Annotated in this window: 16 protein-coding genes; 11 read left to right on the forward strand and 5 right to left on the reverse strand. The window is 67.3% G+C overall.

Annotation, left to right across the window (positions count from 1 at the left end; genetic code table 11):
- Positions 1-3: 3 nt before the first annotated feature.
- Positions 4-423: a MarR family winged helix-turn-helix transcriptional regulator gene (locus tag EI73_RS01925; protein ID WP_034383623.1), complete on the reverse strand. Its 420-nt coding sequence runs from the start codon at positions 421-423 to the stop codon at positions 4-6.
- Between the two features lie 142 nt (positions 424-565).
- Between EI73_RS01925 and EI73_RS01930 the strand changes: the two genes are divergently transcribed.
- Positions 566-1045: a quercetin 2,3-dioxygenase gene (locus EI73_RS01930; RefSeq protein WP_034383626.1), complete on the forward strand. Its 480-nt coding sequence runs from the start codon at positions 566-568 to the stop codon at positions 1043-1045.
- Positions 1046-1123: 78 nt separating this feature from the next.
- On the opposite strand, the gene EI73_RS01935 is transcribed toward EI73_RS01930, so the two are convergent.
- Positions 1124-1801, reverse strand: coding sequence for a PspA/IM30 family protein (locus tag EI73_RS01935; RefSeq protein WP_034383629.1), 678 nt, complete (start codon positions 1799-1801; stop codon positions 1124-1126).
- Positions 1802-1930: 129 nt separating this feature from the next.
- Positions 1931-2710 carry a hypothetical protein gene (locus EI73_RS01940; protein WP_034387514.1) on the reverse strand — a complete coding sequence of 260 codons (780 nt, stop codon included), beginning with the start codon at positions 2708-2710 and terminating at the stop codon, positions 1931-1933.
- Between the two features lie 238 nt (positions 2711-2948).
- Here EI73_RS01940 and EI73_RS01945 point away from each other — a divergent pair, with 238 nt between their 5' ends.
- Positions 2949-3977, forward strand: a complete 1029-nt coding sequence (locus tag EI73_RS01945) for a PIN/TRAM domain-containing protein (protein ID WP_034383632.1) — start codon at positions 2949-2951, stop codon at positions 3975-3977.
- A gap of 104 nt (positions 3978-4081) precedes the next feature.
- Here the strand turns inward: EI73_RS01945 and EI73_RS01950 are convergent, their stop codons facing one another.
- Entirely contained in the window at positions 4082-5302 is a 1221-nt protein-coding gene (locus tag EI73_RS01950; RefSeq protein ID WP_034383634.1) for a saccharopine dehydrogenase family protein, read from the reverse strand.
- Positions 5303-5372: 70 nt separating this feature from the next.
- Here EI73_RS01950 and EI73_RS01955 point away from each other — a divergent pair, with 70 nt between their 5' ends.
- The 6 genes from EI73_RS01955 (at position 5373) to EI73_RS01980 (ending at position 11226) form a co-directional block, all read left to right on the forward strand.
- Positions 5373-5651, forward strand: coding sequence for a hypothetical protein (locus EI73_RS01955; RefSeq protein WP_034383637.1), 279 nt, complete (start codon positions 5373-5375; stop codon positions 5649-5651).
- 64 nt (positions 5652-5715) lie between these two features.
- Positions 5716-7047, forward strand: a complete 1332-nt coding sequence (aroA, locus tag EI73_RS01960) for a 3-phosphoshikimate 1-carboxyvinyltransferase (RefSeq protein ID WP_034383640.1) — start codon at positions 5716-5718, stop codon at positions 7045-7047.
- 140 nt (positions 7048-7187) lie between these two features.
- Positions 7188-7985 (forward strand): nitroreductase family protein, encoded by a 798-nt coding sequence (locus EI73_RS01965; protein ID WP_034383643.1) that lies wholly within the window; start codon positions 7188-7190, stop codon positions 7983-7985.
- A gap of 105 nt (positions 7986-8090) precedes the next feature.
- Positions 8091-9059 (forward strand): phosphotriesterase, encoded by a 969-nt coding sequence (locus tag EI73_RS01970; protein WP_034383645.1) that lies wholly within the window; start codon positions 8091-8093, stop codon positions 9057-9059.
- Positions 9060-9271: 212 nt separating this feature from the next.
- Complete coding sequence (locus EI73_RS01975) at positions 9272-10471, forward strand: PLP-dependent aspartate aminotransferase family protein (protein ID WP_034383648.1); 1200 nt, start codon at positions 9272-9274, stop codon at positions 10469-10471.
- A 173-nt stretch (positions 10472-10644) separates the two neighbouring features.
- Positions 10645-11226, forward strand: a complete 582-nt coding sequence (locus EI73_RS01980; RefSeq protein WP_034383651.1) for a DUF99 family protein — start codon at positions 10645-10647, stop codon at positions 11224-11226.
- Positions 11227-11265: 39 nt separating this feature from the next.
- Here the strand turns inward: EI73_RS01980 and EI73_RS01985 are convergent, their stop codons facing one another.
- A complete protein-coding gene (locus EI73_RS01985) occupies positions 11266-11538 on the reverse strand; it encodes a cold-shock protein (RefSeq protein ID WP_034383654.1) in 273 nt (90 codons plus the stop codon).
- Between the two features lie 156 nt (positions 11539-11694).
- Here EI73_RS01985 and EI73_RS01990 point away from each other — a divergent pair, with 156 nt between their 5' ends.
- From EI73_RS01990 to EI73_RS02000, 3 genes are read left to right on the forward strand one after another with little or no spacing between them, the layout of a single operon-like run.
- A complete protein-coding gene (locus EI73_RS01990) occupies positions 11695-12114 on the forward strand; it encodes an NUDIX hydrolase (RefSeq protein ID WP_034383656.1) in 420 nt (139 codons plus the stop codon).
- Positions 12115-12134: 20 nt separating this feature from the next.
- Entirely contained in the window at positions 12135-12668 is a 534-nt protein-coding gene (locus EI73_RS01995) for a gamma carbonic anhydrase family protein (protein ID WP_034383659.1), read from the forward strand.
- Positions 12655-13509, forward strand: a complete 855-nt coding sequence (locus EI73_RS02000; protein WP_081908942.1) for a hypothetical protein — start codon at positions 12655-12657, stop codon at positions 13507-13509. Before EI73_RS01995 ends, EI73_RS02000 begins: the two co-directional genes overlap by 14 nt.
- The last annotated feature ends 7 nt before the right edge of the window (positions 13510-13516 follow it).

Consider the following 13516-nt stretch of genomic DNA (forward strand, 5'->3'; position numbering starts at 1 on the left):
GCACTACGGGTTTCCTTGCCTGATGTGCGCGTTGAGGCGTCGGAGCAAGGCCAGGAGTTGCTTGAACTCCTGCGGCCCGAGGTGCTGTGCCCACTCTTCCTGAAGGTCGGTGATGGCGGCCCGCGCCGTCGCTTCGGCCTCCCGACCATGTGGGGTCAGTCGGACGATTTTCGCGCGGCGGTCGCTGGGGTCGGGAACGCGCTCGACATACCCGCAGGCTTCCAGGTGTTCGATGAGGTAGTTCATGGACTGCTTGGTCATCTGCGCCTGTTCCGCGAGATCGACGAGGCGGGCACCCCCGGCCCCGGTCAGGCGGAAGACGACGTGGTGGGCAGGACGGATGTCGGTGTAACCGGCACGTTGCAGGGCGTGGTGCACGTGTTCGTCCAGAACGCGGAACGGTGTGGTAAGCAGGACACCCATCAGGGGGGCCGGCGCTTCGTCAGATAGCTTGACTACTTCGTCAGACTCTCGTACCATTTGGGCAGACGATCTTACTTCTTCTGGTGGCCTCCGGCAACCCGCCCCCGAGTTCTGCGCCCCATTCGGCAGCAGGAGGAAGGTCATGACCTCAGCTCCGCTTCGTCCCCTGACCCGCCGGGCTGGCCCTGAGACCAGCCACCTCTATCTCTCGCAACAGCAGACGGTCCTCATCCGGAGCGAGGAAACGGGCGGGGCCTTTGCCCTGATCGAGGAACTCGTTCAGGCCGGTCTGGAGCCACCGGCACACCTCCACACCCGGGAGGACGAGTCGTTCTACCTGCTCGAAGGCGAAGTGGAATTCCAGGTGGGCGACGTTACCTACGACATGGCAAGGGGTGATTGCGTGTTCCTGCCGCGCGGCATTCCCCACGCGTTCAAGCTGAGGTCCCCCACGGCGCACATGCTGGTCCTCCTGACGCCCGGAGGGTTCGAACGCTTCTTCCTGACCCTGGCGCGGCCCTGGGCCAACGACCCGGCACCCCCGACCCCCGAAGACTTTACGCAGTTGCTCACGGAAGCGCGCAGGTACGGCATTGAGTGGGTCGTTCCTGGTCCTGCCTGAAGCCAGCCATCAGGCGGCCATCAACAGAAAAAAGAGAAAGGGCCCTCTCGGACCCCCTTTCTCGTGATCTCCGCCGGTTCAGCCCTGCTTGTCCCCGCCCTGCACCCGCGCCTTGAGGGCCGCGAACGCCTCGTCCAGTTCGCGGTCGCGGCCCAGGTCGCGGAGCTGCGCGTCGAGGTCATTTTCCTGTCGCAGCTCGGTCATGGCCCGGTTGCGGTCTTCCATGCTGGCGACCTTGCGTTCCATCTCCTCAAAAGCGTCCAGCGCGCCCCCCGCCTTGGCAAAGCCGCTCACGCGGTCCAGGGTCGCTCCAGCCTCCGCCGTCTTCTGCCGGGCGGCCAGCAGCGTCCGCTTAGACTCCATCTCGTCGATCTTGGCTTCCAGGGCGCGAAGCTGCGTCCTGAGCTGATCCACGGTGTTGCGCTGCACACTGACCTGCTCCTCAAAGCCCTTGGCGAGGTCTTTGTGGTTTTGCGCGCGGCGCAGCGCTTCGCGGGCGAGCTCCTCGCTGCCGCCGCGCAGGGCTTCTTCGGCCTTCTTCTCGTACTCCCCGGCCAACTTGCGGTTGGTGTCGGCCTCGCGCTCCAGCCGCGCCATCTGGCTCATGGCGTCGGCCACCTCGCTGCGGGCTTCGCTGTACGCGCCGCGCATGTCGCGCAGGGCCTGATCGATAATCTTGGCCGGGTCCTCAGCGCGGCTGATCATGTCGTTGACGTTGGCACGAATCAGGCGGGACAGGCGATCAAGAATGCTCATGGATCTTCCTCCTCAGGGCCATGATGCCGTACCTGCCGTGCGGCGGGCTTGTGCGTGCCGGACCCTGAAGACAACCTAAAGTCCCGCCCAGACCCGTTCAGGAGAGGAGCAGTGCGCTCAGCCCGAGCGTTAGAACACGATGGGCTTGAGCCCCACGCTCGCCGTTCCGCAAGCCACGGTGATGTTGCCGCTCGTCGGCGTGAGGGTGCACCCTAGGGCGCGCAGGCCTGCCAGCGGAAAAATAAGCTGCTGGCCGTCGGTGGCAGGAGCCAGCGGAAGTTCGACGTTGCCGCTTCCAAGCTGCGCGGTTTTCTGCCCCACGGTAACCGTCAGGGGTGCCTCGCCGCTGCGGGTGAGGCGGTACTTGCCGCCGCCCAGGGACGTGACGCTCACCACACCGACCAGGTCACGGCCCAGCACGTAGGGCTGACCCTTGACCACACCCGCCGGAGGAGCTGGCCGAGCTGCGGTAGGTGCCTGTACGGCGTCCACGATCAGGAGCGTTTCCCGCTCGCTCAGGGGCGCCATCAGCACCGCTGCACCCGCCGGGCCGCTTGCCGTGCTCGCGACCAGAAGCGAGCTGGCTTGCCCCGAAGTCTTCCAGTCCCCCAGCGCGCGCGTGCCCAGCTTGCCGCGGATGAGGGGACGCAGGCTGGCGGGCGTGTTCTGGACGTACAGACACACGGCGGCGGGGCTCACCTTGAGGCTCTTTGGACAACTGACGATCTGGCCCTTTACGGTGCCGCTGACCTCCACCGCCACGCTGCTCACCGTGCGGGTGGTGGCCGCAGAGACAGCGTGAGCGGGCGCCGGGGGAGTGGAGGGGGCGCTGGCCTGCGCGCCCGCCGTGCCCAGAGTGCCGGTCAGCAACAGACCCGCAACGCGAACGGCCTTGGAAACGTTAAGCATGGCTGGCATGGTACCTGCCTCCCATGAGCGTCCACTTTGAAGGCCACATCTTTTCGTCAGCTTCCTCATACGTCGCTGGCGGCTGCGGTTACGCCCTTCCCAGGAAGGGCACCGAGAAGCGCTCCACCTCCACCACCAGCGACTTTTTGCCTTCTCGCTCCGTTCGGGGTGATGCCCCTGTCATCACCCGGCAGCGACTTACCGCGCGAGCGCAGCGGGGTCAGGTACACTGAAAGGCGTGCTTGTGTTCCGGCTGCTGGTCCTGCTCCTCGGCCTGCTGGTCGGCTGGGCGGCAGGTCGCGTGCTCGCCCTGAGCAACGCCGACATTCAAATGGCGCAGGTCAATACCCTCAGCCTGATGCTGGCGGGGGTGCTGGCGGCCCTGCTGCTCGCCCCCCGCGCCGAGAAGCTCGCGCAGCAGGGCCTGACGCGCCTGAACCGCTGGTATGCGAGGCTCTCCCCGCGGACAGTCGCGGCAGCCACCTTCGGGCTGCTGGTGGCGCTCCTGCTCAGCGTGCTGCTGAGTAACGTGCTGCGCGCCCTGCCCTTTTCCTCCTGGGTGTGGAGCCTGGGCGTGACCCTGGTCCTGGCGGCCTTTTTCGTGCCTTTTGCCACCCGCCACGCAGACGCCTTCGCGCCGCTCGCCTTTCCACAGGTGCGCCACAAGGCGGGCAGCAAGATTCTTGACACCAACGTCATTATTGACGGACGTATTCTCGAACTGGCGCGCAGTGGCTTTCTGGAGGGTGACCTCGTCGTGCCCGCCTTCGTGCTGCGCGAGCTTCAGGTGCTGGCCGACCATACGGACCCGCAGAAACGTACCCGCGGTAAGCGTGGTCTGAGCCTGCTGGAGGAGTTGAGGCAGGTGTGTTCCCTGCGCGTTGAGGACTGGGACGATCCCGCCGTCGCCACCGTGGACGACAAGCTGCTCCGCCTCGCTCGGGAAACGGGAGGCAAGCTTCTTACGAATGATGGCAACCTGGCCCGGATCGCCCGGCTGCACGGCTTGACGGTGCTGAGCATTCACGCGGCCGCTGTCGCCCTCAGGCCCCAGGTGCAGGCCGGGGACCTGCTCACCGTGACCGTCACCAAGAGCGGCCAGCAGCAGGGCCAGGGCGTCGGCTACCTCGAAGACGGCACCATGGTCGTCGTGGAGGACGGCCTGAAGTTCCGCGGCAAGGCGACGCGCGTGCTCGTCGTGAACAACGTCCAGACGAACGTGGGACGGATGATCTTTGCGAAGGTGGACCGGCAGGGCGCGGCCTAAGGAGGCTGGTCAGCGCTTGATCCTCGGGTGAGGGCGCTGAGCGGTTCGCCTTCGTGGAGAAGAACAAGCGGCCCGGAGAGCCCAGGGCCGCTTTGTGCTTCCGCTCAGTCCCGCACGAGTTCAATCCCGCTCAGCTCGTCCACCGGTAGACCCCACTCGTTCATCGCTTGGATAAAGGGATCGGGGTCGAACTCCTCGACGTTGTAGACGCCAGGCCGGAACCAGGTCTTTTGCAGCATCAGCATCGCGCCGATCATGGCGGGCACGCCCGTCGTGTAGCTGATCGCCTGGGCCTGCACCTCCCGGTAGCACTCGGCGTGATCCTTGACGTTGTAGATGAAGTGCACCTTGTTGGGTTCGCCGTTCTTGCCGGTGCCCTTGGCCTGCACGCCGATACAGGTTTGCCCGGTGTAGCCTTCCGCGAGCGACTCGGGTGCGGGCAGCACGGCCTTGAGGAATTCGATGGGTGCAATCTGCTGGCCGCGGAAGTTGATCGGCTTGATGGAGGTCATGCCGACGGCCTCCAGCACGGAAAGATGCTTGATGTACTGCTCGCCAAAGGTCATCCAGAAGCGAGCGCGCTTGATCGTCGGGAAGTTCTTGACGAGCGACTCGAGTTCTTCGTGGTACAGCACGAAGCTCTTGCGGGTGGCGACATTGGGATAATAGATGTCCTGGCTGATTTCAAGGGGTTGCGTTTCGACCCAGCGGCCATTTTCCCAGTAGCGCCCGTTCGCGGTGATCTCGCGGATGTTGATCTCGGGGTTGAAGTTGGTGGCAAAGGCCTTGCCGTGGCTGCCGTTGTTGCAGTCCACGATGTCCAGGTAGTGGATCTCAGAGAAGTAGTGCTTGGCGTGGTAGGCGGTAAAGACGTTCGTCGCGCCGGGGTCAAAGCCGCAGCCCAGCAGAGCCATCAGACCTGCCTGCTCGAAGCGCTCGCGGTAGGCCCACTGCCAGGAATACTCGAACTTCGCCACGTCGCGCGGCTCATAGTTCGCGGTGTCGAGGTAGTGCACGCCCGTCTCCAGACAGGCGTCCATGATCGTGAGGTCCTGGTAGGGCAGCGCCACGTTGATGACGAGTTCGGGACCAAAAGAACGAATCAGCTCGACGAGTTCTGGGACGTTGTCGGCGTCCACCGCCGCCGTCGTGAACTTCGTCTTGCTCTGCGGAAAGTGCTCGCGGATTTCCTGCACGATCTTGTCACACTTGCTCACCGTACGGCTGGCAAGCAGCACCTCGGTGAAGACGCTGTCGTTTTGCGCGCACTTCTTTGCGACGACGTTGCCCACGCCGCCCGCACCGATAATCATGACCTTGCTCATCGCGGGCCAGTGTACCCGCTCCTGCGCCCTTCCGGTCATGCCCGTGCCGGTTTGCTAGCCTCTTTGGGGTATGAGGACCTTCCTGCTCATCCTGCTGGCCTTTGTGGCGGGCGTTCTGATGATGGTCGCCGCCTTTGCCTGGCAGGGCCGGGCGGCCCGCGGCTACGGGCAGGAGGCGGTGCAGGCAGCGACCCGCGCGGGGCTGACCAGCACAGAGACGCCCTGCTCTGAACTGCTCAAGCGTGAGCCGCCCAGCTTGGTCGAAGCCTGCGTGGTCAAGGTGGAGGGCACGCAGAAGGCCGCCACTGTGACGCTGGAGGGCGGGCGAACGTTTCGCGTCGGCCCCTAGCGAAAAGGCGGCTTGTCTCGACCCTGCCCCCGCTGGCGGCCCGGCGCACGCTAGCCTGCCCTCCATGACCGACGGCCTGCCCGAGCGTTTTGACGTCATCGTCCACCCCGTTTCCGCACTGTGGGGGGAAGTACGCGCGCAGCCCAGCAAGAACTACACGACCCGCTACCTTCTCGCGGCGGCTCTGGCGGAGGGTGAGACGCGGGTGGTGGGTGCGGCGACCAGCGAGGACGCCAGAGCCCTGCTGGACTGTCTGCGCGACTGGGGCGCGGAGGTGACGCGCGTGGGAGAAGACGCCGTGGTGCGCGGCTTTGGGGCGCGTCCCCGTGCGGGCGTGACCCTGAATCCCGGCAACGCGGGCGCGGTCGCGCGCTTCCTGATGGGTGTGGCGGCCCTGACAACCGACACCACCTTCGTCACCGACTATGCCGACTCGCTGGGGAAGCGGCCACAGGGCGACCTGCTGGAGGCGCTGGAACGCCTGGGCGCCCGGGTCAGGAGTGCGGGCGGCCGCCTCCCCGTGACCATCAGCGGCCCGGTGCGGGGCGGGCAGGTGGAGGTTTCGGCGGAGAACTCCAGCCAGTACGCGAGCGCGCTGATGTTCCTCGCGCCGCTTCTTCCGGAGGGACTGGACCTGAGGCTCACCGGGGAGATCAAGAGCCGCGCGCCGCTGCGGCAGACGCTGGCGACGCTCGCGGCCTTTGGCATTCAGGCGGCGGCCAGCCCGGACCTCACGCGCGTCACCATCCCCGGAGCGCAGGCGTACCGTGCAGGCCGCGTCCTGGTGCCGGGCGACTATCCGGGCAGCGCCGCCCTGCTTGTCGCCGCCGCCATCCGCCCCGGTGAGGTGACCGTCTCTAACCTTCGCCCGGACGACCTTCAGGGTGAGCGGGCGGCGCTGGAGGTGCTGCGGGAGATGGGTGCGGATCTCACGCGCGAGGGTGACCGGGTCACGGTGCGGGGGGGACGGCCCCTGCACGCGGTAACGCGCGACGGCGACGCCTTTACCGACGCCGTGCAGGCCCTCACTGCGGCCGCTGCCTCGGCTCGGGGAACGACCACCTGGGAAAACGTGGCGACGCTGCGCCTCAAGGAATGCGACCGCATCAGCGACACTCGCCGGGAACTGCTTCGGCTAGGCCTCAGCGCTGCGGAGACGGCCGATAGCCTGAGCGTGACGGGCGCAGGCCACATCGCGGGAGGCGTCAGCGCCGATGGACACGGCGACCACCGTATGATCATGCTGCTCACGCTGCTGGGGTTGCGGGCCGACGCACCCATTCGGATCCGCGGCGCGCACCACATCCGCAAGAGCTACCCCCTGTTCTTTCGCCACCTGGAAGGGCTGGGGGCGCGCTTCGAGTACGTGGAGACCAGCCCCGACCAACTGCACTGAGCGTTCCAAGAGCCTGGAGCCTTGCTTCACGCCCGCTTTCTCGCTGTGGCTGCGTGGGTGCTGCAGCTGGGGGCCTGAGCGCGCTGATCGTCCCGCCACCCGTTCCGGCGGAGGCGGGGCCCTGGCGTATCCTGCCCCGCATGACCACCCGCACGCCCGAAGAGGTCCGCGCCTTTTACGACGCTCACCGCACCGTTCGCCACTACGCCACTCGGGAGGACGGAACGCCGCTGCCCCTGCCCGCTGAGCACCTGGATGCCATCCTCCACGCCGCCCAGCGTGCCCCCACCGACGCGACCGCGCAGCTTTACTCCTTGATTCGCCTCGTTGCGCCCGAGGTGCGTGCCCGGATGGCCGAGCTCACCACCAACCCGCACATCGCCACGGCCTCAGAGGCGTTTGTGGTGTGTCTGGACGTGCGCCGGGTGAGCCGGGTGCTGGAGGTGGCTGGGCAGGGGGGAGGCCACTGGCCCGCCATCGCCGTGCATTTCGGAATCGGGGACGCGGTCATGGCCGGACAGAACCTGCTTACCGCCGCTGAGATGCTGGGTTACCAGGGCTGCTGGATCGGGGGCGTGCTCAACGGGCTGGGAGGCATCCTGGACCTGCTGGAACTTCCGGCTGGAGTGCTGCCCTTTGCGGCCCTGACGATCGGCCTCCCCGCCGAGCAGCCGCCGCTGCGCCCGCGCGTGCCCCGGGCCCTGGTCGTCCACGAGGACCGCTACCGGGACGCGTCGGAAGAGGAGCTGCGCGAGGCGACCGCGATCATGAATCCCATCGCGGCGCGGGGGGACCGGCCGGGCGACTGGGTGCGCCTCCTGCGCGCGTATTTCGGGCCCGGCGGCAGCATGGAACAGCGTGAGCCGCATCTGGTGGCGGCCCTCCAAAGGCAAGGGTTGTGGGCGGGGGCACAGCCGAGCGAGCGGCCAAGCGATTGACGCCCGGCCAACGCAGTGTTCTAGTGGAAGGGTCACCCCTTACGCCACGGGATGAGGGCTGCCCTCATCCGGCCCTCGTTCTTCTCTTGCTTCCAGGAGTGCCCCATGAGCGCCCAGACCGTGACCGGCCCCGTCCCCGCCGACCAGCTTGGCCTGACCCTCCCGCACGAGCACGTGATATTCGGTTATCCCGGCTACCAGGGCGACACGCTAGGGGCCTTTGACCATGACGCCGCCCTAGTGGAGTGTGTGGCCGTGGCCGAAACCCTTCGCTCGCGCGGCGTGCAAACGGTTGTGGACGCCACTCCCAACGATTGCGGGCGCGATCCCGCCTTTCTGCGCGAGGTGAGCGAACGCTCGGGCCTGAACATCCTCTGCGCCAGCGGCTTCTACTACGAGGGCGAGGGGGCCACCACCTACTTCAAGTTCCGTTTCTCCCTGGGGGCGGGCGTCGAGGAGGTCTACGAGATGATGCTGCGCGAGGTGACGGAGGGGATCGGGAAGACCGGCATTCGGGCGGGCGTCCTCAAGGTGGCGAGCAGCCGAGATGAAATCACCCCCTACGAGCGGGTGTTTTTCCAGGCAGCGGCGCGGGTCCAGCGCGAAACGGGCGTGCCCATCATCACCCATACCCAGGAGGGGCGGCAGGGACCGCAGCAGGCCGAGCTGCTGGTGGGTGAGGGAGCCGATCCGGGGCGCATCATGATCGGCCATATGGACGGGAACACCGATCCGGAGTACCACAAGGAGACGCTGCGCTACGGCGTGAACATCGCCTTTGACCGAATTGGGCTCCAGGGGATCGTCGGCATGCCGCTAGACCGTGATCGCCTGCGGGTGATCGAAGCCCTGCTGGCAGAAGGGTACGCCAACCGCATCCTGCTCTCGCACGACAGCATTTGGCACTGGCTGGGGCGGCCCCTGCCCCTGCCCGAGGCGATGCTGCCTGCCGTCAGGGACTGGCACCCCACACACCTGCTGGACGACATCCTGCCCGAGCTGGGGCGGCGCGGCATCACCAGCGAACAGATCGAGCAGATGACCGTGCAGAACCCGGCGCGGGTCTTCGGGTAAGCGCCCCGCTTTCCCTGGTCGCCCCCCGTGGCGAGGAAGGCGGCGAACGCCGTGGCCCTGGCCAAAGCCTTCTTGCCTTGAGAACCGCAGGGAGGGCCAGAGCCGGCGGCAAGTCCAAGGAAACCCCTGCCCTCAGGACCGAACGTCGTGGGTTGCCCTATGCCCCTAAGAAGCCTGGCTTTCGACCGGGGTCGGTCACGTATCCTCGCCCTATGCCCACGCCCAACTATGACCTCACCACCCTCGCCGCTCGCGCTGGGGAGGAGGCCCGCCCAAGTGGCAGCGTGCCCCTGGTTGAGCCCATCTACCAGTCTACCGTGTACGCCTTTTCCGACCTGGACGCGCTCGAGCGCGTGATGAGCGGCGAGGAGGCAGGCAGCTTCTACTACCGCAACGGCACGCCCAACGCGGCCACCCTTGAACGCGCCCTCGCTACGCTGGAGGGCACCGAGGCCGCGCTGGTGGCAGGCAGCGGGATGGCGGCCATCAGCGCGGCGCTGCTGGGTGTGCTGAAAGCCGGGGACCACGTCGTCGCGGATGCCCGCATCTACGGCGTGACCTACGCTCTCCTCGCCGAGGAGTTTCCGCGCCTGGGCATCACGACCACCTTCGTGGATGCCTGCGATCCCGGCGCGGTGGAGGCGGCCTTTCGCCCGGAAACGCGCCTCCTGCACGTCGAGAGCCTCACCAACCCCCTCATGACGGTGCCGGATGTGCCGCGGCTGGCTGCACTCGCCCACGCCCATGGCGTGCTGCTGAGTGTGGACAACACCTTTGCCAGCCCCGCTGTCTTTCGCCCGGCACTCCATGGAGCCGACCTGGTCACCCACAGCGTCAGCAAGTACCTCAGCGGGCATTCCAACGCCTTCGGGGGCGTGGTGTGCGGTCCGGCGGACCTGATCGCCCCTGCCCGTACGCGCCTCGTTCGCCTGGGCGGCACCATGAGCGCCTTTGACGCCTGGATGACGCTTCAGGGCCTCAAGACGTTGGGCCTGCGGATGCGCGCCCACAGCGGCAACGCGCAGGCGGTGGCGGACGTGCTGGCAAACCACCCGCGGGTACGGGCCGTCTATCATCCCGGCCTCTCCAGTCACCCCCAGTTCGAGCGGGCGCAGGAGCTGTTTCCGAACGGCTTCGGCGGCATGCTCAGCGCCGAGATCGAGGACGCCCCCACCTTTGTGCGCGCGCTCTCGGGCCGTATTCCGCTTGCGCCCAGCCTAGCAGACGTCCTCACCAGCCTCTCGTGGCCGTGGGGCACCAGCCACCGCGCCCTACCGGAAGCCGAGCGCCGCCGCCTGGGCATCACGCCGAATCTCCTTCGGCTCTCGGTCGGCATCGAGGACATCGGAGACCTGTTGGGCGATCTCGAGGGGGCGCTGGAGGAGGTCGCGGGTCAACGAGCGGAAGGTTAATGGGCAAATCGGTGGCCAGCGGTGGTTTATGGTCCTCCACCTGGGCGCAAGAAGCTCGGGCGATCGGTGTTGTCGTCTGGTGGGCAGAGGCCTGCACCCTTCCCCGAGCAGGACTGCAAGCAGGCCTCTAGACCCGCGGACGGTTCGGCCCCCGTTCCCCTTCTGAGCTTCCTGTGTCCTTCTCACACGCCATCGGCTTCGACGACGCCCCCTTTGCCCGCGAGCACCGGGGGGACGTTGCCGTGTTCGGCACGGTCTACGCCCGGCATACGCTTCACGGCGTGGTGAGCGGGCGCGTGCAGCGCGACGGACAGGACAGCACTTCAGAACTCGCGCGGCTCGTCGCGGCGAGCGGTGCGGCCGAGCATCTGCACCTGATCCTGCTGCAGGGCGTGGCGCTCGCGGGCTTTAACGTGGTGGACGCCCCCACCCTGCGCGCGCTCACCGGCCTCCCGGTGCTGATCGTGGCCCGCCGCCCGCCGGACTGGGCCCGCCTCCGCGCGGCGCTCCTGACCCGCGTGCCCGGTGGAGCCGAAAAGTGGCGGCTGATCGAGGCGCTGGGCCCAATGGAGCCCTGCCGGGGCGTCTGGGTGCAGCGGGTCGGCCTGCACCTGGCGGAGGCAGAAACGGCTCTTGCCGCCCTGACGGTCACGGGCCGTATTCCCGAACCGCTGCGGGCCGCGCACCTGATTGCCGGAGGGGTTACGCGGGGCAGCAGTCGGGGTGGGCGGGTACAACCACGGGAGAAAGGGTGAACGCCGCGTGGGCGCTCACCCCTGGTGTAGGTGTCCCGCTTAGTAGCGGCCGCCCCGGTTTCCGCCGCCCGAGTAACCCTGCCCGCCCATGGGTGCAGGAGCGGCGTTCGTGACGACCACGTTCTTGGCCTGGGGGCCCTTGTTGCCCTGGCCGGCCTCGACCTCGAACTCCACCTCGTCACCCTCGTTCAGCTTGCGGAAGCCGCTGCTCTGGATGGCGCTGTAGTGCACGAACACGTCGGGGTTGCCGGGGTGCTCGATAAACCCGTAACCCTTTTCGACGTTAAACCACTTCACTCGACCTTGAGGCATAACTCTCCTTGCATCCCGTCATCCTGGCCCGGCGCCCGGCCCTCTGAGCCGAGCCCTGTTCATGGGTGGATGTGAGACATGAGCATTATCGCACGTTCCGCTTCGCGAGGTGTGCAACTCTGCTGAGGCGCGGTAGGGTGCGCCTATACTCCCCGCATGACTTCTCCTGGTTCTGTGCCCATCCCCGGTGCGGGTGGCGTGGTGTTTGACGGTGATGGGCAGGTGCTGTTGGTGCGCTACCGCAGCGGCGCCTGGGCCTTTCCCAAAGGCCACCTCGAACCCGGTGAAACGCTGGAACAAACCGCCGTGCGCGAGGTGCGTGAGGAAACGGGCATCCGCGCGACGGTCGTGCGCCCCCTGTTCGAGACGCGCTATACCAACGACCGGGGCGAGGCACGTGTGATTCACTGGTTTGTCATGCAGGCCGCTCCCGGAGCGCCCACCACCCTGGAAGACACTTTCCCAGAAGGCGGCTTTTACCCGGTAGACGTGGCTGCCAGGATGTTAACCTACCCTGAAGATCAGCAACTGCTGCGCGCCGCGCTCGGCCCCGCCCTCTCGGCGGGGAGCTCGTGAGCCCGGCTCCTGGAGGAACCATGCCGCTGTACGCCCTCGCTGGAGAGTCCCCCGACATTCATCCCACCGCCTTTCTCGCGCCCAGCGCTGACCTGATCGGGCGTGTCACGGTCGGCGAGGGGGCCAGCGTGTGGTTTGGAGCGGTCGCGCGCGGGGATACCGAAGCCATCACCATCGGTCCGCGCTGCAACGTGCAGGACGGGGCGGTGCTGCACAGCGATCCTGGCTTTCCCTGTGTTCTGGAAGCGGACGTGACGGTTGGGCACCGCGCGGTTGTCCACGGCGCACACTGCGAGCCCGGCAGCCTGGTGGGGATGGGGGCCGTGATGCTCAACGGGTCCCGCCTGGGTGCTGGGGCGGTGCTGGCCGCCTGCGCCCTGCTGCGCGAGGGGCAGCATGTCCCGGCTGGGATGCTCGCCGTGGGCGTGCCCGCCCGCGTGGTCCGCAAGGTGGAGCGCATGGACAACGCCGCGCGCTACGTGGAGAACGCGGCCCGCTACCGCCAGAGCCTCACGCGAGCAGAAGCAGAGGAGACAGCGGATGCCTCCCGGTGACGGCCTGCACGAGGGGGGCACCGGGAGGGAGGGCCCTCGTCCTGACCGCAAGCCCTCCTTTCCGCCTGAGGAGACCGAGCTGATTCCGGAACTCGCGCCGATGTTCCCCGGCGCGGGACCGTTTCTCGCGCGCTTTCTGCCGCACTCGCCGCCCACGCACACTGGCCTGAACGTCCACTTCTGTGACCTGCATGCCTTTCTCAAGCACCTGCACGAGCGGTCGTGGTACGGCTACCTGCACGCCCGGCTCGACGATGAGCATGCAGTGGTGCTGATTTTTGAGGGCCGGGCCGTCACCGCCGCTGCCGCGAGCACCACGGGTGAACAGGCTTTGGGGGAACTCCTCAACCTCTACGAGCAGGGGGCGTCCCTCAGCGCGCATCCCCTCCCGCGAGCGCATGCGCACGTGCTCAGCGGGGTCGGCAGCCGCGCCTGGAAATTCAACCTGACCGAGGACTTCACCGGGTTGTATGCCCGGCCAAGCGGCGCCATCTTCTATGCCCTGGGCAAGATCATCGCGACCATGCCCGCCTCTTTGCCCTACGAGGGGGCCTTTCCCGCCCCCCTGCGTCCCCAGACGCTGATTCTGCCCAGTAGCCTCGCCGGTTGGGCCCACCGTCCCTACCGCCTGATGCTGCGCGGCCGTGATGCCCTCAATCCCATCCTGGACGTTCACCGTGCCTTTCGCACGCAGTACGGCGAGGCGGGCCTGGCCCTCCTGCGGGCCCTGCACGAGAAACTGACCCCGGCAGAGTACGCCATGCGCAGTGATCTCGCCCTCCACGACCTCGAACCGCTCGTGCAGGAGTACCTGCGAACGGGGTATATCCGAGAAGGGTAGGCGAGCG

It is taken from the genome of Deinococcus sp. YIM 77859, from assembly GCF_000745175.1.
Classification (GTDB): domain Bacteria; phylum Deinococcota; class Deinococci; order Deinococcales; family Deinococcaceae; genus Deinococcus.

Coding starts and splice junctions, on each gene's coding strand:
- EI73_RS01930 (WP_034383626.1), top strand. CDS start 566: ATGACCTCAGCTCCGCTTCGTCCCCTGACCCGCCGGGCTGGCCCTGAG.
- EI73_RS01995 (WP_034383659.1), top strand. CDS start 12,135: ATGCCGCTGTACGCCCTCGCTGGAGAGTCCCCCGACATTCATCCCACC.
- EI73_RS01970 (WP_034383645.1), top strand. CDS start 8,091: ATGAGCGCCCAGACCGTGACCGGCCCCGTCCCCGCCGACCAGCTTGGC.
- EI73_RS01935 (WP_034383629.1), bottom strand. CDS start 1,801: ATGAGCATTCTTGATCGCCTGTCCCGCCTGATTCGTGCCAACGTCAAC.
- EI73_RS01965 (WP_034383643.1), top strand. CDS start 7,188: ATGACCACCCGCACGCCCGAAGAGGTCCGCGCCTTTTACGACGCTCAC.
- aroA (WP_034383640.1), top strand. CDS start 5,716: ATGACCGACGGCCTGCCCGAGCGTTTTGACGTCATCGTCCACCCCGTT.
- EI73_RS01955 (WP_034383637.1), top strand. CDS start 5,373: ATGAGGACCTTCCTGCTCATCCTGCTGGCCTTTGTGGCGGGCGTTCTG.
- EI73_RS01940 (WP_034387514.1), bottom strand. CDS start 2,710: ATGCTTAACGTTTCCAAGGCCGTTCGCGTTGCGGGTCTGTTGCTGACC.
- EI73_RS01985 (WP_034383654.1), bottom strand. CDS start 11,538: ATGCCTCAAGGTCGAGTGAAGTGGTTTAACGTCGAAAAGGGTTACGGG.
- EI73_RS01925 (WP_034383623.1), bottom strand. CDS start 423: ATGGGTGTCCTGCTTACCACACCGTTCCGCGTTCTGGACGAACACGTG.
- EI73_RS01950 (WP_034383634.1), bottom strand. CDS start 5,302: ATGAGCAAGGTCATGATTATCGGTGCGGGCGGCGTGGGCAACGTCGTC.
- EI73_RS02000 (WP_081908942.1), top strand. CDS start 12,655: ATGCCTCCCGGTGACGGCCTGCACGAGGGGGGCACCGGGAGGGAGGGC.
- EI73_RS01975 (WP_034383648.1), top strand. CDS start 9,272: ATGCCCACGCCCAACTATGACCTCACCACCCTCGCCGCTCGCGCTGGG.
- EI73_RS01990 (WP_034383656.1), top strand. CDS start 11,695: ATGACTTCTCCTGGTTCTGTGCCCATCCCCGGTGCGGGTGGCGTGGTG.